This is a genomic window from Jutongia hominis (genome assembly GCF_014384965.1).
Taxonomy (GTDB): domain Bacteria; phylum Bacillota; class Clostridia; order Lachnospirales; family Lachnospiraceae; genus Butyribacter; species Butyribacter hominis.
Map to the genome: position 1 here is coordinate 134,458 of NZ_JACRSW010000032.1, position 22,865 is coordinate 157,322.

General features: G+C 38.8%; 19 protein-coding genes. 2 read left to right on the plus strand and 17 right to left on the minus strand.

What is annotated here, in order from left to right; genetic code table 11:
- Positions 1-73 precede the first annotated feature (73 nt).
- The 12 genes from topA to H8700_RS09595 form a co-directional block, all read right to left on the minus strand.
- Positions 74-2,143, minus strand: coding sequence for a type I DNA topoisomerase (gene topA / locus H8700_RS09540; RefSeq protein WP_249305371.1), 2,070 nt, complete (start codon positions 2,141-2,143; stop codon positions 74-76).
- A 75-nt stretch (positions 2,144-2,218) separates the two neighbouring features.
- A complete protein-coding gene (gene dprA / locus H8700_RS09545; RefSeq protein ID WP_022141913.1) occupies positions 2,219-3,316 on the minus strand; it encodes a DNA-processing protein DprA in 1,098 nt (365 codons plus the stop codon).
- Entirely contained in the window at positions 3,313-4,854 is a 1,542-nt protein-coding gene (locus H8700_RS09550; protein WP_249305373.1) for a YifB family Mg chelatase-like AAA ATPase, read from the minus strand. Before H8700_RS09550 ends, dprA begins: the two co-directional genes overlap by 4 nt.
- Positions 4,855-5,044: 190 nt before the next feature.
- Positions 5,045-5,497 (minus strand): transcriptional regulator NrdR, encoded by a 453-nt coding sequence (gene nrdR / locus H8700_RS09555; RefSeq protein ID WP_022141911.1) that lies wholly within the window; start codon positions 5,495-5,497, stop codon positions 5,045-5,047.
- A 90-nt stretch (positions 5,498-5,587) separates the two neighbouring features.
- Entirely contained in the window at positions 5,588-5,851 is a 264-nt protein-coding gene (locus tag H8700_RS09560; protein WP_022141910.1) for a PRC-barrel domain-containing protein, read from the minus strand.
- Between the two features lie 40 nt (positions 5,852-5,891).
- Entirely contained in the window at positions 5,892-6,662 is a 771-nt protein-coding gene (gene sigG / locus H8700_RS09565; RefSeq protein ID WP_249305375.1) for an RNA polymerase sporulation sigma factor SigG, read from the minus strand.
- A 56-nt stretch (positions 6,663-6,718) separates the two neighbouring features.
- A complete protein-coding gene (gene sigE / locus H8700_RS09570; protein WP_330606355.1) occupies positions 6,719-7,423 on the minus strand; it encodes an RNA polymerase sporulation sigma factor SigE in 705 nt (234 codons plus the stop codon).
- A gap of 61 nt (positions 7,424-7,484) precedes the next feature.
- On the minus strand, positions 7,485-8,273 hold the full coding sequence (locus tag H8700_RS09575; RefSeq protein WP_249305379.1) for a sigma-E processing peptidase SpoIIGA: 789 nt from the start codon (positions 8,271-8,273) through the stop codon (positions 7,485-7,487).
- 150 nt (positions 8,274-8,423) lie between these two features.
- Positions 8,424-10,541: an LTA synthase family protein gene (locus tag H8700_RS09580; protein ID WP_249305381.1), complete on the minus strand. Its 2,118-nt coding sequence runs from the start codon at positions 10,539-10,541 to the stop codon at positions 8,424-8,426.
- A 276-nt stretch (positions 10,542-10,817) separates the two neighbouring features.
- A complete protein-coding gene (locus H8700_RS09585) occupies positions 10,818-12,440 on the minus strand; it encodes a L,D-transpeptidase (protein ID WP_249305382.1) in 1,623 nt (540 codons plus the stop codon).
- 26 nt (positions 12,441-12,466) lie between these two features.
- A complete protein-coding gene (locus tag H8700_RS09590) occupies positions 12,467-13,207 on the minus strand; it encodes an ABC transporter ATP-binding protein (RefSeq protein ID WP_022141904.1) in 741 nt (246 codons plus the stop codon).
- Positions 13,208-13,301: 94 nt separating this feature from the next.
- Positions 13,302-14,087: an ABC transporter permease gene (locus tag H8700_RS09595; RefSeq protein ID WP_249305385.1), complete on the minus strand. Its 786-nt coding sequence runs from the start codon at positions 14,085-14,087 to the stop codon at positions 13,302-13,304.
- 194 nt (positions 14,088-14,281) lie between these two features.
- On the opposite strand from H8700_RS09595, the gene H8700_RS09600 reads away from it, so the two are divergent.
- The gene (locus H8700_RS09600) at positions 14,282-14,743 is read left to right on the plus strand and encodes a hypothetical protein (RefSeq protein WP_249305387.1); all 462 of its coding nucleotides are present in this window, start codon (positions 14,282-14,284) and stop codon (positions 14,741-14,743) included.
- A 119-nt stretch (positions 14,744-14,862) separates the two neighbouring features.
- Here the strand turns inward: H8700_RS09600 and dnaJ are convergent, their stop codons facing one another.
- From dnaJ to hrcA, 4 genes are all read right to left on the minus strand, one after another.
- The gene (dnaJ, locus tag H8700_RS09605) at positions 14,863-16,026 is read right to left on the minus strand and encodes a molecular chaperone DnaJ (protein ID WP_249305390.1); all 1,164 of its coding nucleotides are present in this window, start codon (positions 16,024-16,026) and stop codon (positions 14,863-14,865) included.
- A 155-nt stretch (positions 16,027-16,181) separates the two neighbouring features.
- The gene (gene dnaK, locus H8700_RS09610) at positions 16,182-18,062 is read right to left on the minus strand and encodes a molecular chaperone DnaK (protein ID WP_249305392.1); all 1,881 of its coding nucleotides are present in this window, start codon (positions 18,060-18,062) and stop codon (positions 16,182-16,184) included.
- 72 nt (positions 18,063-18,134) lie between these two features.
- The gene (gene grpE / locus H8700_RS09615) at positions 18,135-18,731 is read right to left on the minus strand and encodes a nucleotide exchange factor GrpE (RefSeq protein WP_249305394.1); all 597 of its coding nucleotides are present in this window, start codon (positions 18,729-18,731) and stop codon (positions 18,135-18,137) included.
- Between the two features lie 19 nt (positions 18,732-18,750).
- On the minus strand, positions 18,751-19,788 hold the full coding sequence (gene hrcA, locus H8700_RS09620) for a heat-inducible transcriptional repressor HrcA (protein WP_022141898.1): 1,038 nt from the start codon (positions 19,786-19,788) through the stop codon (positions 18,751-18,753).
- Between the two features lie 330 nt (positions 19,789-20,118).
- Between hrcA and fliK the strand changes: the two genes are divergently transcribed.
- The gene (fliK, locus tag H8700_RS09625; RefSeq protein ID WP_249305396.1) at positions 20,119-22,293 is read left to right on the plus strand and encodes a flagellar hook-length control protein FliK; all 2,175 of its coding nucleotides are present in this window, start codon (positions 20,119-20,121) and stop codon (positions 22,291-22,293) included.
- A gap of 199 nt (positions 22,294-22,492) precedes the next feature.
- Here the strand turns inward: fliK and H8700_RS09630 are convergent, their stop codons facing one another.
- The gene (locus H8700_RS09630; RefSeq protein WP_022141896.1) at positions 22,493-22,849 is read right to left on the minus strand and encodes a PilZ domain-containing protein; all 357 of its coding nucleotides are present in this window, start codon (positions 22,847-22,849) and stop codon (positions 22,493-22,495) included.
- Positions 22,850-22,865: the final 16 nt, after the last annotated feature.

Consider the following 22,865-nt stretch of genomic DNA (forward strand, 5'->3'; position numbering starts at 1 on the left):
AAATCACATGTCCGGCAATAACAGACTGTCTTCCTAATCTCTTAAGCATTTATTCGTTATTTCCCCGTTTTTCTTACTTCTTATCTGCCTTTTGAACATAACCGCATTGTTCATCCATACAAACAATCTTGTTTCCTTTTTCTACCATTGGTCCGTTACACTGTGGACAGCGTTTTGCTACCGGCTTTTGCCAAGACATAAAATCACAATCCGGATAACTGATACATCCAAAATAACGTCTGCCCTTCTTTGTCTTGCGGATCACGATATCTTCTCCGCACTTCGGACAAGCCACACCAATTTTTTCGAGATATGGTTTAGTGTTACGACATTCAGGAAATCCCGGGCAGGCAAGAAACTTGCCATGTGGTCCATACTTAATGACCATGTTTCTGCCACATTCTTCGCAAATCACATCTGTGACTTCATCTTCGATTTTAACTTCCTCTAATTCTTTTTGTGCAACCTCCACCGCTTCATGAAGATCCGGATAGAAGTTTTCCACTACTGTCTTCCACTTTACAGAACCATCTTCCACGCGATCTAACAAGCCTTCCATATAGGCTGTAAAATTCACATCCACAATACTTGCAAAGGACTTTTTCATAATGGAATTAACTACTTCACCAAGCTCTGTGATATACAGATTCTTCTGTTCTTTTGCAACATAGTGACGATTAATGATCGTTGAAATTGTCGGTGCATAGGTACTTGGCCGGCCGATTCCAAGCTCTTCAAGCGTTTTAACAAGCGAAGCTTCCGTAAAATGAGCCGGTGGCTGTGTAAAATGCTGTTTTTTATCAAATTGTTCTGCATTCATCTGTGTACCGACCGTAATCTTTTTCGAAATCTTCTTTTTATCAATCTTATCTTCATCTGTCTGATAAATCGCAAGATACCCGTTAAATACAACCTTAGATGCTGCACTGGTGAAGCGATATTTGTCTGAATCAATCTTTACCGTTGTCGTTGCAAGCTTAGCAGGAGCCATACGACTCGCTAAAAAACGTTTCCATATCAACTGATACAGTCTGAAATGATCTCTTGACAAAGAGTCCTTGACTGCTGCAGGCGTCAGGTCAACATAAGTCGGTCGGATTGCTTCATGAGCATCCTGTATCTTTTTACCTGACGTTTCTTTCTTTTGTGCTGTACCCTGATAGTCTGCACCATAGTTTTCTTCAATATAATCATATGCCATTTTCTTGGCATCCTCTGAAATTCGTGTAGAATCAGTACGAAGATATGTGATCAGACCTACTGTTCCTCTTCCTTTGACTGCAACACCCTCATATAATCCCTGTGCTAAACGCATTGTTTTTTGTGTCGAAAAGTTCAAACTCTTCGCTGCTTCCTGCTGCAATGTACTCGTAGTAAACGGCAACGGACTTTTCTTGGTACGCTCTGTCTCTTTTACATCTGATACAGAAAACTTTGCTTTTTTCATTTCTTTGATGATCGCGTCCATCTCTTCTTCTGACCCGATCGTCATTTTCTTATCTTTTGTACCATAAAAATCCGCTGTAAAAGGTTTTTTATCTCCTTCTACACTAAACTCTCCGGTCAGTGTCCAATATTCTTTTGAAATAAAAGCATTGATCTGCTCTTCTCTGTCTGCAACAATACGAAGAGCGACGGACTGTACACGACCAGCACTTAGTCCGCGTTTTACTTTAGCCCAAAGGACCGGACTGATCTGATAACCTACAAGCCGGTCTAATACACGTCTTGCCTGCTGTGCATCCACAAGACCCATATCAATCTCTCTTGCCTGCCTGATCGACTGCTTTACCGCATTTTTTGTTATTTCATTAAAAGTGATACGACTGGTATTTTTTGACTCCAGCTTTAATGCATGCATTAAATGCCAGGAAATAGCTTCTCCCTCCCGGTCAGGGTCGGTTGCAAGATAAATCTTATCTGCCTTTTTTACTTCACGACGAAGTTTTGCTAAAAGTTCACCTTTTCCCCTAATCGTAATATACTTCGGTTCAAAATCATTTTCAATATCAATTCCCAGCTGACTCTTTGGCAGATCACGAACATGTCCATTCGATGCCACTACTTCATATGTACTTCCCAGAAATTTTTTAATCGTAGTCGCTTTTGAAGGTGATTCCACGATCACAAGATTCTTTGCCATTGTACTACCTGCCTTTCAACCCTTTTCCATTTTAAATTACAGTGTAGGAAAAACTCCCTTTTGCTGCGTTCAGTATCACATTTTTATCATATAATAACTGCCACCTGCCATCTCAACCATCTTTTTTGTTTGCAAAGAAAGTAATGCTTCCATTGTACAATTAATGTCTAAACCGCACATCTGAGCAATCTGAGAGATATGAAGTGGCTCTAAACTTAAAATAGCATACACTATTTTTTCTGTCGTTTCAAGCATAACCTCATATTTTTTCTTTCTGTTCTCTACATCCTCATCATAAAACAGTCCCAGCCCATCAAGAATATCTTTGATGTTTGTTACAAGACAGGCTCCGCTTTTTAACAGTTCATTACCACCCTCATATTGCGGATTGGTAATGCTTCCTGGTACAACAAAGATTTCTCTTCCCTGTTCTAATCCGGTCTCTGCTGTGATCAAAGAACCACTGCCCTTTTTTGCTTCTATGACCAGTATCCCATCCGACAATCCACTGATAATACGGTTACGCATTGGAAAATGATATGGCATGGATGGTGCATTTAAAGGAAACTCGGACAGCACTCCACCATATTGCTGCATTCTCATGTATTCTTCTATATGCTGTGCCGGATAGCAGATATCTACACCATTTCCGAGTACCGAAAATGTTTTGCCACAAGGTACTTCCATTGCCCCGCGCTGTGCAGCAATATCAACACCTAAAGCCAGCCCGCTGACTACTTCGATCCCATGCTCTGCCAGCTCTTTTCCAAATCGCTGTGCCAAAGCTCTCCCTTCGTGAGACACTCTTCTCGAACCGACAATCGCTACACTTACTTTTCCTTTTTGCGGCAAGTGTCCTTTATAAAAAAGACCATATGGTGCATCCTGTAGGAAACGCAGTTTATCCGGATACTGTTCTTCTTTTTTATATACAAATTGTATTCCTTTCTTATACATTTCCTCATAATCTCTTTTCAGTCTGTCTTCGTCCTGTCCGGAAAGAAGCAGATCAATGTCTTTTTCTTTTAAACTTCTGACTTGCATAAGTTCTTCTTTTGAAGCTTTAAAAATATACTCTGCTTCCTTAAAAAAACAAAGCAGATCTGTTATTTTTTTGATGCCGATCCCCTGCTTGTTACATAGCCAGAACGTATACATTTTCTCATCTGTCACAGTTCATTCCCCCAATATTTCAAATCTGCTGTCCGGTAAAAAACAGCTTCCACTAAATGTTCCTTCTCAATCATTTCTTTTCCATCCAGATCAGCGATCGTACGTGCGACCTTCAATATCTTATGATATACTCTGGCACTAAATTCCATCTTATGAAAAATATCTTCAACATAGATTTGTGCGGTCGTATCCATTTTACAATAAGTATCGATCATAGATGGAAGCAGCTGAGCATTATGAAAAACAGACATTTTTTGATATCTCTCTGATTGAATTGTCTGTGCTTTTTGAATTCTTTGCTGCATCTGCGCTGAGTTTTCATTGCAGATTGTCTTTTCTTCACAAAAATCCTGATAATCCAATGGAAGTGTCTCTATACAGATGTCCATTCTTTCTAAGATAGGCTGGCTGATCTTTCCTAAATAATTTTTAATCTGTACACTGGTACAGTTGCATTTTTTTCGGTTAGGATAATACCCACAAGGGCATGGATTCGTTGCTGCGATCAACTGACATCGTGCCGGATACCGGTATGTCCCATCAATCCTCGTCACATTCACAAATCCGTCCTCTAACGGCTGACGAAGAACATCTATTGTCTGTCTGTGAAACTCTGCTAATTCATCCAAAAAAAGTACGCCTCCGCTTGCCAGACTGACTTCTCCGGGTTTGGGATAACGGCCTCCGCCAAGCAGTGCCGGCTGTGTGACCGTATGATGCGGATCACGAAACGGACGTTTTTTGACAAACGGAAGTTCTTTCGATAACAGACCTGCTACACTGTAGATTTTGGATATTTCCATCTGTTCTTCAAAATCCATTTGCGGCATGATTCCCGGAACTCTTTTTGCGATCATTGTTTTACCGGATCCAGGCGGTCCGATCATCAAAAGATTATGTCTCCCGGCAACAGCAACTTCAACAGCTCTTCTTACCATCTTTTGTCCGTTGACATCTGAAAAATCAAGTTCCTGAAATGTTTCTTCCGCTCCTTGTCCGTGCGGATTATATTTTTTTTGACTGACCGTATTATTTTGTAAGACAGACACTAACTCTGCTAAATCACTGACAGCAATAATCTGAATATCTTGTACGACACCGGCCTCTTCTGCATTGTCCTGAGAAACAAAACAATGTGTGATTCCGTTTTCATACGCTGTATAAACCTGCGGAAGAACACCACAGATCCCTTGTATCCTTCCTTCCAGGCTCAGTTCACCTATAAATGCATATTTTCTGATACTATCTTGTGGAATAAAGCCGAACGCAGTTAATACGGAAACTGCAATGGCAAGATCATAACCGGTTCCATCCTTGCGGATATCTGCCGGAGAAAGATTGACGGTAATGCGCTTCGGTGGTAACCGGAATCCGGAATTTTTCATAGCAATCCGAACCCTTTCTCTTGCTTCTTTTAACTCCGAAGACAAAAAACCGACTAAAGAAAAGGCAGGCAGCCCATCCGATACGTCTGCTTCTACCCGAATCATACAGCCGTCAATCCCCTTGACAGCCATACAATATGCTTCACTATACATATTGACTCCTTTCACCTAATCGGAAAAAGAAGCTCCCCTATTTATTGATAGTAACATAGTCACTAAAAAAACGCAACGAAAAAAGGATAGTACATCTTACTTATCGTACTATCCTAACTATAGAATTTTTTATCTAAAAATGTTTCTTCCGTCAAACAGGATCTATGTTTTTTCTTATATGATTATGGTGCTATTTATCCAAAATCTTTTTTAATTCTTCCATAAAAGTATCCACATCTTTAAATTCGCGGTAGATCGATGCAAATCGCACATAAGCAACTGCATCCAATTCTTCTAAATGATTCATTACCAGTTCTCCAATATAATTGCTTGTTACCTCCTTGGCTTCGCGATTAAAAATATCTGCTTCGATCTTATCGATCATCGCATTCATTTTACTGACAGAAACCGGTCTTTTATGACAGGAACGAAAAACTCCACGTTCAATCTTCGAGCGATCATAAGGCTCTCTTGTCATATCTTTTTTAATCACAACAAGAGGGATTGCTTCCACTTTTTCATAGGTTGTAAAACGTTTCCTGCATTTATCACACTGTCTGCGTCTGCGGATGGAACTCCCTTCATCAGCAGGTCTTGAATCGATCACCCTGGTATCTTCTTCTCCACAAAATGGACATTTCATCTTTCTTCCACCTTTCCAGCCATTTTTGATGTAAAAACATCCTCTTTTTTGATAATAGTATAAATACCCTGCCGCAAAAAAGCAAGTCATTTAGTTCCATTCGCACTTATGAAGACATTTTTCGATATCCGCTTCTACCAAAATGACATCTGCACCGATTCTTTGTACATTACAATAAGGAATAATATATTCATGTTCCCTACCCAAAACACCAAACAGTTTGCATGGTCCCGGAATAACGAGTGCGCAGATTCTCCCTGTTTTTATATCAAAATCTATATCACACACATTTCCGAGTTTTTCTCCATCGCAGATATTGATCACTTCTTTTTCACGTAATTCACACAGCCGCATAAAGCACCTCTTAAAAACTCTTTGTTCTATTCTATGATGATTATCCTAAATAATGTTTCATACTGCTTAATGCTTTCTTTTCCAGTCGGCTGACCTGTGCCTGTGAGATACAGATTTCTTCTGCTACTTCCATTTGTGTCTTTCCTTCAAAATAACGTAATTTAATGATCTTATGTTCTCTGTCAGATAAATGATCAATCGCTGCTTTTAATGAGATCTTTTCTATCCAACTGTCTTCTTTGTTCTTCTTATCACTGATCTGATCCATAATATGAAGAGTATCTGTACCATCTCCATAAACCGGTTCATATAATGAAACCGGATTCTGTATCGCATCCAGTGCTAAGACGATATTCTCTGCTTTAATGCCTATCTTTTGTGCCACTTCTTCTATGGTTGGCTCTTTTTCACTTTCCTTCATCATAGCCTCTTTTGCATAAATTGCCTTATATGCCGTGTCACGGACAGAACGGCTTACACGGATACTATTGTTGTCACGCAGATACCGGCGCACCTCTCCAATGATCATCGGAACTGCATAGGTGCTGAATTTAACATTCATTGTGACATCAAAATGATCGATCGACTTCATCAGACCGATACAGCCAATCTGAAAAAGATCATCAATATTTTCGCCGGTGTTTGAAAAACGCTGTATAATACTTAATACTAATCGAAGATTTCCTTTGATAAATTTCTCGCGTGCATCCGTATCTCCTTTTTGGATCCGGTCAAAAAGAGTCTTTTTTTCTTCTTCTGTAAGAAGCGGTAGCTTTGATGTATTGACACCACAAATCTCTACTTTATACATAAGGCTTTTCTCCTTTGCCAAACTGATATAAAATAGGATTTACTTTTTGTTAAAATTTATACCTGTTCCATTTTAAGAATTTCTTTTTTTAACCGCCTCATGATCTTTTTTTCTAATCGTGATATATACGATTGTGAAATTCCCATCATATCCGCCACTTCTTTCTGAGTACGCTCCTTCCCGTCCTTACAATTAATCCCGAAACGAAGCTCTATAATGTCACGCTCCCTGTCATTTAACTTTTCCAGTGCCATTCGAAGCAGTTTTTTGTCTACCTCTTCTTCCATATCTTTTGATATTACATTTTCGTCCGTTCCAAGAATATCTGACAAAAGCAGTTCATTACCATCCCAGTCAACATTAAGTGGTTCATCGATCGATACTTCATAACGGATCTTATTATTACGTCGTAAATACATTAAAATCTCATTTTCAATACAACGTGATGCATAAGTTGCTAACTTGATATTCTTCATTGGATTAAATGTATTGATTGCTTTAATCAATCCGATCGTTCCGATTGAAATCAGATCTTCCACACCAATTCCGGTATTGTCAAATTTCTTTGCTATGTACACGACCAGACGCAGGTTATGTTCGATCAAACGGCTTCTTGCTTCCTGGTCCTGGCTGCTGCCTAACTTTTCGATCACTTTTTTCTCTTCTTCGCTTGTAAATGGCGCCGGTAATATTTCCGCACCTCCAATATAATGAATCTCTCCCTTTCTTCTCATTCCAAACAGTCCGCTAAATTCCGTCATGATACGGAATTGAAATCTGTTTGCCATTGATATCTTCAGCATATTCTTCCTCCCATTCATGTTATAATTCAAATCCATTGATGATCATATCAATATTATCCCGAGTACAAAGTTCACAGCTGACTGCGGCAAGAATATGTTCTTTTGCACTTCCTCCCTCTAAACACAGACGGTCGACACGGTATGCCTTTAAAAAACCCTGTGCACCGATCGAATGATATGGTATCAGAATCGGATTCCGCCCTTGTGTGAGTGCGATCCGGTCTGCAAGTTTTTGCGAAATAATAAGCACATTTTCTCCGGTATACGGACTGATCAGCTGATTACCCGTATCACATAATACCAGAATCTCTTCTTCCATATCATGGTGTACAATCTTCGCATGAAGAACATTTTTTTGCAGCTTTGCCTGTTTTAGGATTTCAAAGCGAAATAATAAAAAAAGAAATAGAAGCGAAATCATACCAACCAGCAAAAAGAAAAAAGAATGCCCAAACTGCTTAAAACGAAATTGTTCAAGCAGGCTTCGGATTCCTAAGAGTGTTCCGCCTGTAAAAAAACTGATTCCTAAGAGTGTCCCGGTGTCTTTGCACCAATCTCTCTTTGAACCCCTGCCAAAAAAAGCCGGACAAAAGAAAATCAAACGGCATAATTCCAATATAGCAGCAAAGCTTCGGATCCATACAATGATCAAACTGCTAAAAGCTGCCATAAGCAGTGCCATAGACAGAAATCGAAGCAATCTCCATCTTTTTTGCCGCAGCATTGCTGTCATCAAAGCAAAGAACAGATTTAAAATGAAGTTTAAAATGAAATACATATCAACATAAAAAATCATTCTCCCATTCAAACCTGCCTCTCTTTTTAACACTTCCTTTCTCTGTCACACTGTTACGTTATTAAGTATAACGTCAATAGGGAGCGAAAGGTGTCAAAAGAGCGCAGCAAAAAAAAGAGTTATGTTCTGTTGTTCGACAAAACATAACTCTTTATCCTATTCTTATTTTGCTGTTTCTTTTCCAAGGGAAGTATCTTCCCATTTTAAAGGTTCACTATCGCTTAGAACTGTTCCACCATCTGTCTGAATCTGTACAATAAAAGCATTGGGAATGGCTTCCTCTTCTTTTTGCTTCTCTTCCTGATCGGCATCTGCATCCGATGTTGTTTCCTGTGTAGGTGCCGGTGAAGCGGTTTCCTGCTCATTGGCTGCATCCTGATCATACTCCAGGGTTTCTAAGATCTGTATATGATTTGCATCCACCCATTCTGTTGAAACCTCATCTCCATTGAATAAAAGATGTGCATATGGTGTAAAGTTTGATCCGGTCACTAAATAACCGCGGTCATTTCTTTCAACATTTGTGACTGTAACCGGATATGTTCCCATTTGAAGCGGTGTCTCTGTATACGGCTTTGTTCCATTATAAGCATATTGCTCTCCATAAAGCATATCATATTCTAACATTTTTAAATCATTATGGTATGTCTTGGTATTCTTTTTCATTGCCTGTTGGAACTTTGTAATATTTCCTTCATGTATCCCTAATTTGTTCAATACATATGAATACATTTGGTAAGCTGAAAGATTCTTGCTGATCTTTTTTAATCCAAGGTTATCCCAGATCACATATTGTGTCTGATAGAGATTAGAATCTTTTAAATCCGTTTTCTTGATATCCAGACTTGGCAGATGATCTCCATATAACACAAGGATCGTCTTTTCATTTCTCTGTTCTAATGCATTGACAAGGTTGCCTATCATCTCATCTACTTCACTAAGCTGATTGACATAATATTGATATGAATCTTTATCTCCGCTTTCCGGTACTTTCTTCACCCGGATGGCTGCATCCTCTACCGAAAATCCCTTGTATTTACCATGGCTTTGTACCGATAATCCCAGTGTAAAGTCAGGTCCCTGCGTCGAATCCAATGTTTTTAATATCTCACCGGTCAACACGCGGTCCTTTTTCCATCCATTCGGGTTGTCTTCCAAGCCATTCATATATTCCATAGAAGCAAAGGTATCAAATCCAAGATTTTTAAAAACCTTATTTCTTCCATAGAATGTGCCCTCATTGTTATGAACACAGTGTGATGCATACCCTAGCTGCTTTAGATCATAACAGATACTTTCAGCTGCTGTCTTGCGAAGAATTGTTTTATATGGATACTCTGATGTGCCGAAATCTCTCTGGCTCATTCCGGTAAGCATCTCAAATTCCGTATTAACTGTTCCTGCACCTACTGTTGGAACAGTTAAGAAACCATTTGAAAAACTCTTTTGCAACTTATGAAAATTCGGAATAGCATCTTTAGACAGTTCTAAATCCTTTACCATATCAACATCAAAAAAAGACTCTAATTGAATAAAGATGATATTTGGTCTTACGCCGGTATCCGTAGTATAAGTCGATACATTTAACGTATTTAGTACATCATCAACCGATTCCTTGCTGTAATTATCCGGTTTGGATATTCCGGTATCTATAATACTGTTTGTAAAACAATATACAAAGCCATAATTTTCATATGCTTCTGAAATGTTCGTATAATTGGTTGCCAAAGCCTGTACAGAATTACTCTTACTTCGTATAAAAAAAATACAGCCTGCCAAAAGAGCTACCGCAATCCCGGAAAGGATCAGCTTTTTTTGTGTACGGTGCTCATGTTTTGGTGCTTTGCGGTACAGAATACTCATACTGACAAATACAACAACAATTGCAATAACGATCATAATGATATTTTTAATATTCAGATAATGTCCCGAAACACTGATCGCACTTTCTAATAATGTGATATCAACGGCTGAAAATGGTGTCACACGCAAATGAAGTGTAACAAAATTAACGACACCAAAGATCAACCAGATTGCAGAAACCAATGTGTACACAAATACTTCTCTCTTAAAAAATAATGCGACAGATACTGTCAGCATAATGATCAACGTATTAAACAGACACAAAACCGGCCTGTCAAAAAAGTAGAGTATTCCTCCCATTACAGACTTTCTACTTAATGATTCAATTACCAGTTCCAGTAAGAAGGGAACTGCGATATAGCAAATTCCATAATGCAGAATCTTTTTCATCTGCTGCTTTTGTTTCTTTGTCATCATTCTCCCCTATTCCTCTAATTGTACTTCACAGGACCAATGCCACGCTCTGTCCTTATTCTACCTGTTATCAATTCTACTTTATTCCTATACTGCTGCAGTCGCATTTTTTATTCTGCAAAAAAGAAAAGAAGTGGCATAATTTTCAATAACCTGATTCATTATACCACTAATTTTCATTTTGTGCTTAACATTCTACCATATAAATGTCAAAATATTGTGTCTTGTTCTTTCATATTGTTTCTGACGAAGCAATATGAACGGAATCATTGCCTTCACTTAATTATTCAAGTTCACGTTAACAGTAACATTCTTTGTGACGAAATGACCTTCGCTGTCTTTTGCTGTCAATGCTGCCTGATATGTTGTTTCTGCCTGTTTTGTAACAACTACTGTCATAGAAGATGTAATATCTTTATTCTGATAGGTTACTGCATTGTATGCAGTACCGGAAAGCAGATATGCCTTTACTTTTTCGATCACAACTTCAGAAGATGCATTGGCATCCACACCTAATACCGAACTATTTACAGTAACCGAATCAGAACCATTGATCGTAACAAAATCTGTTGGAATTACTGTCACTTTGACGATCGTTGTATTACCGGCTTTATCCGTAGTCTGATATGTGATCACATATTCATTATTCTTCTTTGTGATCGTTGTCACAACACTGTTGATCGTAAGTTTTGTATAATTGTCCCTCACAGACTTAATAAGGCTCTTAGCATATTCCTTATTAATTATTGCATTCTTTGCTACGCGGATCACTGAACCATTTGTAACACCTTCGATCACAGGAGCACTGTTATCAATATACAGTTTTGTCTTTACGATTGCTGCATCACTTGCATTCTGCGCTGTATAAGTAACACGATATACATTTGTTTTCAGTTTCTTCCACTTCACGGAAATATATTTTGAAGCAAGCTTTTTACCTGCCTGCTTTGCACTTGCATAAGAAAGCAATGACTTCTTATTCAGGCTCTTCTTAGAAGTAATATAAATCTCCGTTGGTACAGAAAGCACAGGTGTCTTTTTCGCTGCTAATACTTTAACCCTGATCCTCTTTACCGCTTTGCGTGAAATCTCATCTACTAATTTATAAGTCACACGATAGGTTCCCGGCTTTTTCGTATTGACTTTTGACACCTTATTACCGTTATAACGGATCGTAACCTTTAACAGCTTTTTAGCATTAAAACCTGTTGTATTTTTTGCTTTTACACCTTTCATCACCTTATAAGATGCACCATAATTCAATTTTTTGTTTTTTACGCCGGTAATTGATGGTTTCTTTTTATTCCATGGGTTAGATGGATTATCCGTATCGGTCGGATCCCATGCAATGCCTCCCGGAAGTTTGATTGCCTTTGGCTTTCCTAGCGGTCCCGGATTTTTACTTGAGTAAATGATCACTTTTGAACCAGATGGCACATTATTATAAATCCACTTTGCATCTGCAACAGTCAGACGAACACAGCCATGTGATGCTGTTATACCTAACTTATTGTACGAAGAAATCGATAATGTTGACGGATTCTGACTGGTATACCATACAGAATGGAACAATACACCACCGTAAATTCTGGTACAATACTGACCATAGCATGGTCCCATCAACGTGTGCCAGCGCATCTTCTGACCTAATGAATAGGTTCCAAGCTTTGTTGCATATCCGGTAGAACAGATAATTGCTTTAACCGGCTTATAGGTTCCATTGCTATTCTGCTTGTAGACTGTTACACAGTTTGCCTGCTTATTGATCCTGATCTGATATGCAGATGCGGCATCTGCATGACTGCTGCTGTAAGCTGTTCCAAAAAGAACCGCCACAGCCATGACTAAAAAGATACGACAAACATTTAAACATTTTGTTTTCTTTGTTATAAGCTGTTTCATTGTCTCCTCCATTTTGTTTTTTCTGATTACTCTGTCATGTTTTTATATACTCGTGCTATTTTATCAACGGGACCTTCTGCTACCAGACGTCCACTGTCTAAAATGATCGCTCTGTCACAAAGTCTTTTCACTTGTTCTAATGAATGCGATACAAATAGCACGGTAACACCTTTATCAAACATACTCATCACCTTATTTTCACTCTTCTGACGGAATTTTTTATCTCCGACCGACAACACCTCATCAAGGATCAGAATATCCGGTTCAACAACTGTAGCTACAGAAAAGCCAAGTCTCGCTTTCATACCTGACGAATAATTCTTGATCGGAACTTCGATAAACTCACCAAGACCCGAAAAATCCACAATTTCATCGAATTTCTCATCTAAGAACTCTTTCGAATATCCCAAAACAGAGCCATATAAGTAAATATTCTCTCTGCCAGTGTATTCCGGGCTAAAACCCGCACCAAGTTCAAGCAGCGGTGCAATCACGCCGGATGTTTCAATATGACCGGCCGATGGTTTCAGGACACCTGATACAACTTTTAAAAGTGTACTTTTTCCTGACCCGTTTAATCCGAGAACACCAAGACGTTCACCTTTTTTTATTTCAAAATTAATATCCTTTAATGCCCAAAACTCATTGAATTTCAAATCTTTTCTTAAAAATTTGATCACAAATTCTTTCAGGTTATCCACTCTTTCGTGGTTCAGATTAAAGCGGATTCCGACATCCTGTACGGAAATTGCCACATTTTTTTTCATGATGATCCTCATTTCTGTGCACAACTGTCATTCAAAGAAGTTTGATCTTCTTTATAAGAACTGTCCGTGCACCAGACAAGCCCTTACGATCCTTTTATACATAAAGAATGAATTTATCCTGTTCTTTATAAAATAACACTGCACCAAAAATTAATGTGATAACTGCCACAACTGCTGATGTCAGACAATAATGCATATTCATTGGCTGTGCATATAAGACAGCATCTCGGAAGTTAGAGATACACATATAAACAGGGTTAATATTAAACACCCATCCGTTTCCTGTATTGATAATTCTCTCTGTCTGATAGAAAATAGCCGATGCATACATTACCAACATCGTTGCAACCGTCCAGATATATTCAATATCACGAAAAAATACATTCAACGTTGCCAAGATCATACCAAGTCCTAATGTAAATACAAATAGGATCAGAAGTGGTACGATTGCCTGAATAATATAGAAAGACGGTTCTACCTTTAATACCGCTCCTACTCCAACTAAAACGATCAAAGAGATCAGGAATGTTACAAAGTTTGAGATCACGGATGATAAAACATAAATATATTTTGGTACATATACTTTCTTTATCATTGCTGCATTACCACTGATCGACTTTAATCCGGCTTTCGATGCTGATGAGAAGAACGTATAGAGCAAACGTCCACACAGAATATAGACTGGATATTGCGGATCGTCATTACCGAAGAACGTTCCGAATACCAGTGTTAATACCATCATCGTTAATAATGGTTCTATTAATGTCCATAGAATTCCCAAATAGGAACGGCGATACTTTAATTTAATATTTTTCTTCACTAATTCAAATAAGAGATTTTTATAGCGAAAGAAATTCTTCATATACCTTGTTATACTCATATTCACTCCACTTTCATGTGTAAAAACACATTATTCTTATTTTTGACAATACGTCACATATTATAGCATACACACTCAAAAAGTCAAACGATACTGCCTGTCAATTCCATGCATTCAACAAATTATATATTGAATACCATTCTAAAATACGATATACTATTATAAGATAATGAATATCGTGAGGAGGACTTTTCATGACTCAACCTTATACAGTGCATGGCCTATCATACAAATATGATTCAGCACTTGATTTTCATGTTACAATGTATGATGCATTGCCTTATAAAAGGGATAGTGATTATTGCAATGCACAAAAACTTACTTTGCACAGCAAAAGTATGATAAAATATTACTTATATGCTACAAAAGAAGATGCCTACTGCATCGATAATAAAGACAGCCATATCAAAGAGATTCTGCGTGAAATTGCGGCTAGACAGCAAAAAGAACAGCATTCCATTCCTGAAGTTCCAGATGCTCCGGATGAAGACAGTGTAACACCGGAACAGATTCAGTCTTTGCTTGAGGACAATGTTATCGATAGTACAGAAACTCTGCCGAATCAAACAGATTTTACTGCATCTGATGAAAATGAAAATGGTCCGGATGCTCCCGAAAATACCGTGAATGCTTTTGCTGATGTAGAAGACTGGTAAACTATGAAAAAAACACCGGGAAAAGCAACATAGTATTTTTCGATTTAAAATTCACAATACGAAAAATAAAAATCAGTACGTTCAAAAAACGTACTGATTTTTATTTTGGCTTCTTAGATCTATTTTTTTCTCTTAAAACCTTTTTTCTTTCCTTTAGGATCCGTATGGGCAGTTGTTTCCTGTGACTCTTTTTCCTCACCATACATAACTGTCTGGAACGCTTTTAATGCTTCTTTCTGCTCTGCAGTCATCTTTTCAGGAACTTCTACAACCAAAGTTACATAATGATCGCCCCGGATCTGCTTGTTACGGAGAGAGGGAACACCCTTGCCACGCAGACGAACACGGGTATCTGTCTGTGTGCCCGGTTTAACCGTATAAATCACTTCACCATCAATTGTTTTAATATGGATGTCTCCACCTAACGCAGCCGTTGTAAAGGTAATCGGTACAGTAGAATATATATCTCTATCCTGTCTCTTAAAAATCGGATCTCTCTGTACAATCACTTCAACTAACAAGTCACCTCTTGGACCGCCATTGACACCCGGCTCTCCTTTATCACGGATTCTGACACATTGTCCGTTATCAATTCCAGCCGGTATGCTGACAGCAATTTTCTTTTTCCGGCTGATATATCCGGTACCATGACAATCTAGACAACGCTCTTTAATAATCTTACCGGTACCATGACAATCCGGACAGGTCTGGACATTTCTGACCATGCCAAACAAAGACTGCTGCGTAAACACAACCTGACCTTTTCCACCACACTTAGAACAAGTCTGTGGTGTCGTACCTGCTTTTGCACCTGTTCCGTGGCAGGAAGTACATTCGTCTTTTAATGGAATATTTAATTCTTTATCCACTCCAAAGCAGGCTTCCTTAAAGCTGATATTAACACTATAACGCAGATTCTGACCTTTCATCGGACCATTATTCGCTCTTCTTTGGCGACTGCCGCCTCCAAAAAAGTCTCCAAAGATATCTCCAAAGATATCTCCCATGTCCATACCACTAAAATCAAAGCCACCGGCTCCACCACCGGCTCCACCATCAAAGGCTGCATGACCAAACTGATCATACTGGCGGCGTTTCTCCGCATCACTTAATACTGCATATGCTTCTGAAGCCTCTTTAAACTTTGCTTCTGCCTCCTTATCACCCGGATTCATATCAGGATGATATTTTTTTGCCAACTTACGGTATGCTGACTTTAATTCGGAATCGGATGCATTTTTACTAACACCTAAAACCTCGTAATAATCTCTTTTCTCTGCCATTAATTTGCTCCCCTGTCTTAGTCAAATGACCATTTCTATCCTGTATAGGCTACTGCCCAAAAAGACAGTAGCCTATTTTATCATTTCATATTTGTAATACAATTACAAGAAGAATATATTCATCTTCTGCATTGCCAATGTATTACCTGCCTATCTTATACTTCGCGATAATCACCGTCTACTACATCATCTGCATTATCCTGTGAAGTATTTGCTCCCATATCAGGACCTGCACCGGCTCCCATGTCAGGACCTGCTGCTCCGCCGGCTGCCTGTGCACCTTCATACATCTTCTGGAATACATTCTGTGCACTCTGCATTAATGCTTCTTTTGCTGCATTAATATCTGAAATCTCCGCATCTGTCATAGATTCCGGATTTGATTTTTCGACAAGCTCTTTTAATTTGTCGATGTCTGCCTGTACTTTTTCTTTTTCAGAAGCATCTACCTTATCACCAACTTCATCAAGAGCTTTCTGTGTCTGGAATACTAAGCTGTCTGCCTCATTACGTGCATCAATTCCTTCTTTTCTCTTCTTATCTTCTGCTTCAAACTGTGCAGCTTCCTGTACTGCTTTCTCGATCTCATCATCAGACATATTTGATCCGGCTGTGATCGTGATATGCTGCTCTTTACCTGTTCCAAGATCTTTTGCTGATACATTTACGATACCGTTTGCATCAATATCAAATGTAACTTCGATCTGTGGCACACCTCTTCTTGCAGGTGGGATACCATCTAAACGGAACTGACCAAGTGATTTGTTATCTTTAGCAAACTGACGTTCACCCTGTAATACATTGATATCAACGGCACTCTGGTTATCGGCTGCTGTAGAGAAGATCTGGCTCTTCTTTGTAGGGATCGTTGTATTTCTTTCAATCAGTCTTGTAGCAACACCACCCATTGTTTCAATAGAAAGAGAAAGTGGAGTGACATCAAGAAGAAGGATATCACCGGCACCTGCGTCACCGGCAAGTTTACCACCCTGTACAGAAGCACCGATTGCTACACATTCATCAGGGTTTAATGATTTGTTTGGTTCATGACCTGTCAACTGTTTTACTTTATCCTGTACAGCAGGGATACGTGTAGAACCACCGACTAATAATACTTTTCCTAAATCAGCGGCTGTGATTCCTGCATCACGGAGTGCATTTGAAACAGGTGTTGCTGTTCTTTCTACAAGATCATGTGTCAATTCATCGAATTTTGCACGAGTCAGGTTCATATCGAAATGCTTTGGACCTTCTGCTGTTGCTGTGATGAAAGGTAAATTGATGTTTGTTGTTGTAGCAGATGATAATTCTTTCTTTGCTTTTTCTGCTGCTTCTTTTAATCTCTGAAGTGCCATCTTATCTGTAGAAAGATCAACACCTTCTGCTTTCTTAAACTCATCGATCATATACTGTGTGATCTTCTGGTCAAAGTCATCACCACCAAGTCTGTTATCACCTGATGTTGCTAATACCTCGATAACGCCATCACCGATCTCAATGATAGATACATCAAATGTACCACCACCTAAATCGTAAACCATGATCTTTTGCTCTTTCTCATTATCAAGACCATATGCCAAAGCTGCTGCTGTAGGCTCATTAATGATACGTTTTACATCCAGTCCTGCGATCTTACCGGCATCCTTCGTTGCCTGACGCTGTGCATCGTTAAAGTAAGCAGGAACTGTGATAACGGCTTCTGTTACTTTTTCTCCAAGATAGCTTTCTGCATCTGCTTTCAGCTTCTGAAGGATCATTGCTGAAATTTCCTGTGGTGAGTATTTCTTATCATCGATCGTTACACGATAATCTGTACCCATATGTCTTTTAATAGAAGAAATTGTCTTATCCGCATTCGTTACAGCCTGACGTTTTGCAGGCTCACCGATCAATCTTTCACCTGTTTTTGAAAATGCTACGATAGATGGAGTTGTTCTTGCTCCTTCTGTGTTTGCTACAACGACCGGCTTACCACCTTCCATTACAGCTACGCATGAATTTGTTGTTCCTAAGTCAATACCAATAATCTTACTCATAATGATTACCTCCTATAATAAATTCATATTATTGTCTTTATTTCATCCGGAAATCCGGTAGTTACGCTGTTATCAGTTTACTACTTTTACCATACTATGTCTGACAACACTTTCTTTGTACATATAGCCTTTTTGCATTTCTTCGGCTACCGTACCGCTTTCTAAACTGTCATCATCTACCATCATCACTGCGTTATGAAGATTTGGATCAAATTCTTTTCCAACTGCTTCAATCGGCTTGACACCGAGCTCATCAAATGATGTTAAAAGCTGTTTATATACCAGTTCAACACCCTGTGCAAAAGGAGTTTCTTTCTCATCCTCTGTAACGGCTGCTAAGCCTCTTTCAAAATTATCAATGACCGGAAGCAGCTTTTCAATGACTGTCTTTGCTCCGATCTCAAACATCTGTGCTTTCTCTTTTTCAGAACGTTTTCTGAAATTTTCAAACTCCGCAAGCTGTCTGACACGAAGATCTTCATATTCAGCAAGCTTTTCTTCTAACTTTTCGGTTTTTTTATCTTTCTTCTTGCTAAAAATCTTTTTTTCTGCTGTCTCTTCTGTCTTCTCTTTTGCTGCTTCTTTGGTATCTTCCTTTGCATCCGTATTCTGTGCTGCTTCTGTAGTTGTCTTTTCTTCTTCGTTTGCTAACTGCTTTTCTTCTGCCACTGTTCTATCACCTCTCTGTTTATTTATCCTCTTTGAAAATGTCATCTAACTGACTCATCAAAGAATTTAATGTTCCAACTACTTTGTCATAATCCATTCTCTTAGGACCGACAATACCGATCTTACCATAGACACCTTCCTGTATCTTGTAAGTGGCAGTTACCATGGAACAGTCTTTCATGCTTTCTACCTGTGTCTCATCGCCGATATAAACCTGAATATCATGAGACTCTTCGGTATTTTGCTTATCCGGAAGTCCAAGCCAGTTATTAATGATCTTCTTTTCTTCAAATGCTCCAAGAAGATCAGCCGCTTTGGACTTATCTGCCAATTCGGGATATTTTAAAATATTTGTCGCTCCGCTGGTATAGACTTCCAAGTCATCTTCTTCAACTAATGTCTTGCCGATCACTTCCAATACCGAATCAATTACTCTGGTATGACTTCCCACCTGCTCCTTTAGCTTCTGGATCAAGGCAAGATTCATATCCATTACATCCAAACCGTTTAATGTTGTATTTAAGACAAAATTCAATTTAACGATCTGTTCTTCTTCCACCGATTCTTCCACCCTGATCATCTGGTTCTTTACAGCATTGTTATCTAAAACAATAACTGCAAGAAGATGCTCTTCATCAACTGAAGTGATCTGAATGAATTTCACGCGTTTGGATTGATAACGTGGTCCTGAAACCATTGATGCATAATTTGTATTCGCTGCTAAAAATTTTGCAACCTGCTTTAATACATCATCAATCTTATCTGCTTTCTGCGTCAACTCCTCTTTTAAGTTATTGACTTCATTCGTCTTTGCATCAAGCATTGTGTCTACATATAGACGATATCCTTTGTCAGAAGGAATCCGCCCGGCAGATGTATGAGGCTGGATGATATATCCCATATCCTCTAAATCTGACATCTCATTACGAATCGTTGCCGAACTGAGATTTAAGTCAGTATATTTAGAAATGGTACGAGAGCCAACCGGTTCACCAGTATCTAAGTACGTTCGGATGATTGCTTGTAAGATCTTAAGCTTTCTCTCGTCTAATTCCATAGGATCATTCCCTCCCCTCTTATTTGTTAGCACTCAATAAAAAGGAGTGCTAATTTCTAATAGTTAAGATATCACTCCTTAAAATCATTGTCAAGAACTTTTTGAAACTTTTTTTTATTTTTTCTTATTATTTATTCGCAAAGTGAATTTCCGCTCTTTTGCAGAGTTTCCTTATCAATGCACTCTTTCTTCTTATTATTAATAACTTGTGCCAAAAGATGTATCTTGCTATAATATTTTTATAGCATTCTGTGGTAAAAACACGACAATGCTTCTATTATAAATATTGTTTTCATCTTAGATCTGTATAAGAAAGAAACGGAGATGACTATGAACCAAAGAATCCAATCATTAAATACCAATCAATCACAAACTGCTTCTTCGAATCAGAGTACAACCAGCAGACAGCGAACGATCAATCAGCGGAGTGCTTCTTCTATGAATACACGTACCGTTGGAAGCACGATGAACTATGCAACCACCAGAAGTCCCAGTGCGATCCATGTCGGTGATGTATTAAAAGGAGAGATTACCGATCTGCGTAATAACCAGATTTCATTGACTTTAGAAGATAATACAGTAGTACGTGCCCAGATTGCTGACAGTTCCAAATACAGCATCGGTCAGACCGGTGCTTTCCGGCTCAGCGACATTGCCGGTAATACACTTTATCTGGAAAATATTTCTCTTGGTGAAAATGACACAGAAATGAATTTGATCAACAAGGCTCTCGATGAAGCAAATCTTCCACCGACTTCCTATAATCAGGACACCGTCAAAGCATTGATGGATAATCTTCTTCCGATCAACCGAGAATCGATCCAGCAGTTAATGCAGCAGGCATATGATTTTGATACAAAAGATATGAACACACTCGCTGTCATGAAGCGTCTCATGATGCCGCTTTCTAAAGATTCCGTACAACAGTTTAGTAATTATCTGCATGAACAGGCTGATCTTGTAGAACGCGTACAATCCTTTTCGAAAGACGTTCCCGCTTTACTTGCTGCTCTGGCTCAAAACAGCAATGCCGATGCTGTGGCACAATTTGGCAAAGAAATGCTGTCAATCGGCCTTTCTGTCGGAAATGCTTCTATTGAAAGTACAACACCAACGATTGCAAGTCTGCCGTCTGACACGCTAGAAGAGATTCAAACACTATTATCGGATACCGCATTAACAGAGGATATTGCAAAACAAATTGATCAAAAGACATTATCTTTACAAGATGCGATGACACTTTTGCGTGATGCAATCCTTTCAGGTACATTAAAAAGTGACCTTGACAGTTCAGAGCTGACACGGCTGCTTAATACGATCAATCAGGCATTAGAGCCTTCTTCTGCAAATGCTGCTCCTGTTACAGAAGATTTTGTCAAAAACATTCTTTCTCTAAAAGAAGAAAATGCCGGTTCTTCTGCTACTGATACGGTAGCAGAAAAACCGGCAGATGCAGAATCAATCAATCCATCCGTAGAAACTAATGAAGAACCACAGACACAAAGTCGCTTTGCACTGGCTGGAAAATTTCTAAAAAACTTTTCGGAAAGTGCCAAAAATGCATTAAATGATACGTTAGAAAATATACGCTCTTCCAATGATACTTCTTTAAAAGACAACAGCATTCCAAAAACAGCTATTGATCTGTTAGCCGAAAAATATCTGTATGCAGCCAGAGAACAAGACTTTTTAAATACAAGTCTTTCTGTCGATGACCGCAATGCATTATTAAAAAGCTTACAAGGAATGCCGATCAGCCAGAGTATGCTTTTATCGATCGCATCCGGTGAAGCTGCGACAAGAGATGTTCTGACCGTGATCTATAACACGATCTCTCTTTCTGACAGTGCACAGGTAAAAGAACTTTTTGCTTCCGAACCTTTTCAGAAATTGTTCTCCCGTCTGTTGCAAAGCAACTGGACGATCACACCGGAACAATTAAAGAACGGTGATCTGTCTAAGTTCTATAACCATATGAGTAAGCAGATCAACCAATTCGAATCACTGATCCAGAATTCTTTATCCGGAAGTGATTCCAAAGAACTGGGTGGCTATGCACATGATATGACAAGCAATATCCAATTTATGAAGACATTGAGTGAGACATTTTCTTTCTTCCAAATGCCATTAAAATTGCAAAATCAGGATGCCCATAGTGAACTCTATGTATACACCCAGAAGCAAAAACTTCGTCAAAATCCGGAAAGATCAAGCGTCCTGCTTCATCTGGACATGGAACACTTAGGAACGATTGATATAAAAATTGACCGCAACCACAATGATATCCTTGCTGATTTTTCTTTAAACGATGCATCCAGCGTGCAATTATTTCGCATCAATGAAGATCTGCTCAAAAACGCCTTGAACGCACAAGGATTTTCATGCCAGATGCAATTTAAGCAAAAAGAAGGAGATTCGCCATCTCTAGACCATTTTATCAATACAAAAGTCAACACACATGCCACCGATGAGATGAAACGCTTCTCTTTTGATATCCGAGCTTAAAAACCACACAGAATCTGCGATCCACTAACGATAGACACAGCGTATTGATAAAAGGACAACGTCAAATAATCACGTTGTCCTTTTTGCTTTAAGTCTCAACTATTCCGTTTCTCTTCTTTGAACTTTACATCATGCATTCTGTTTCCAATCCAAGATCGCTCTTTTAGAATAAAAGATTTCTTCCCGCTTTCCAAAGAGCTTATGCATAATCCCCATATCTTTTTTCAATATCTTCAAAGATATAATCAAATACAGAAGCCATTCCTACAAATTCACAGCCGTAAAAATAACAGCCATCCTCTGTCTTAGCCTGACGTACGATCTTCACAACACAGTTGAGGTTTTCATCCTCTCCTTCCATTTCCAGACGGGCATTAAAATAATATCCGATTGGCAGGATACTTTGTGTCTTAAAACCAATTCCTCTGCGAGAGATATTCTGTACCTCGATCGGTGCATGGATATTTCCTACTTTTACATTATCCTGTTTAAATAAAGAAGATACTTCTAACTCCATGTAAACAGGAATTCTTTTGGATCTACGCTGTTCTTCCATTTCTGCCACCCCTTTC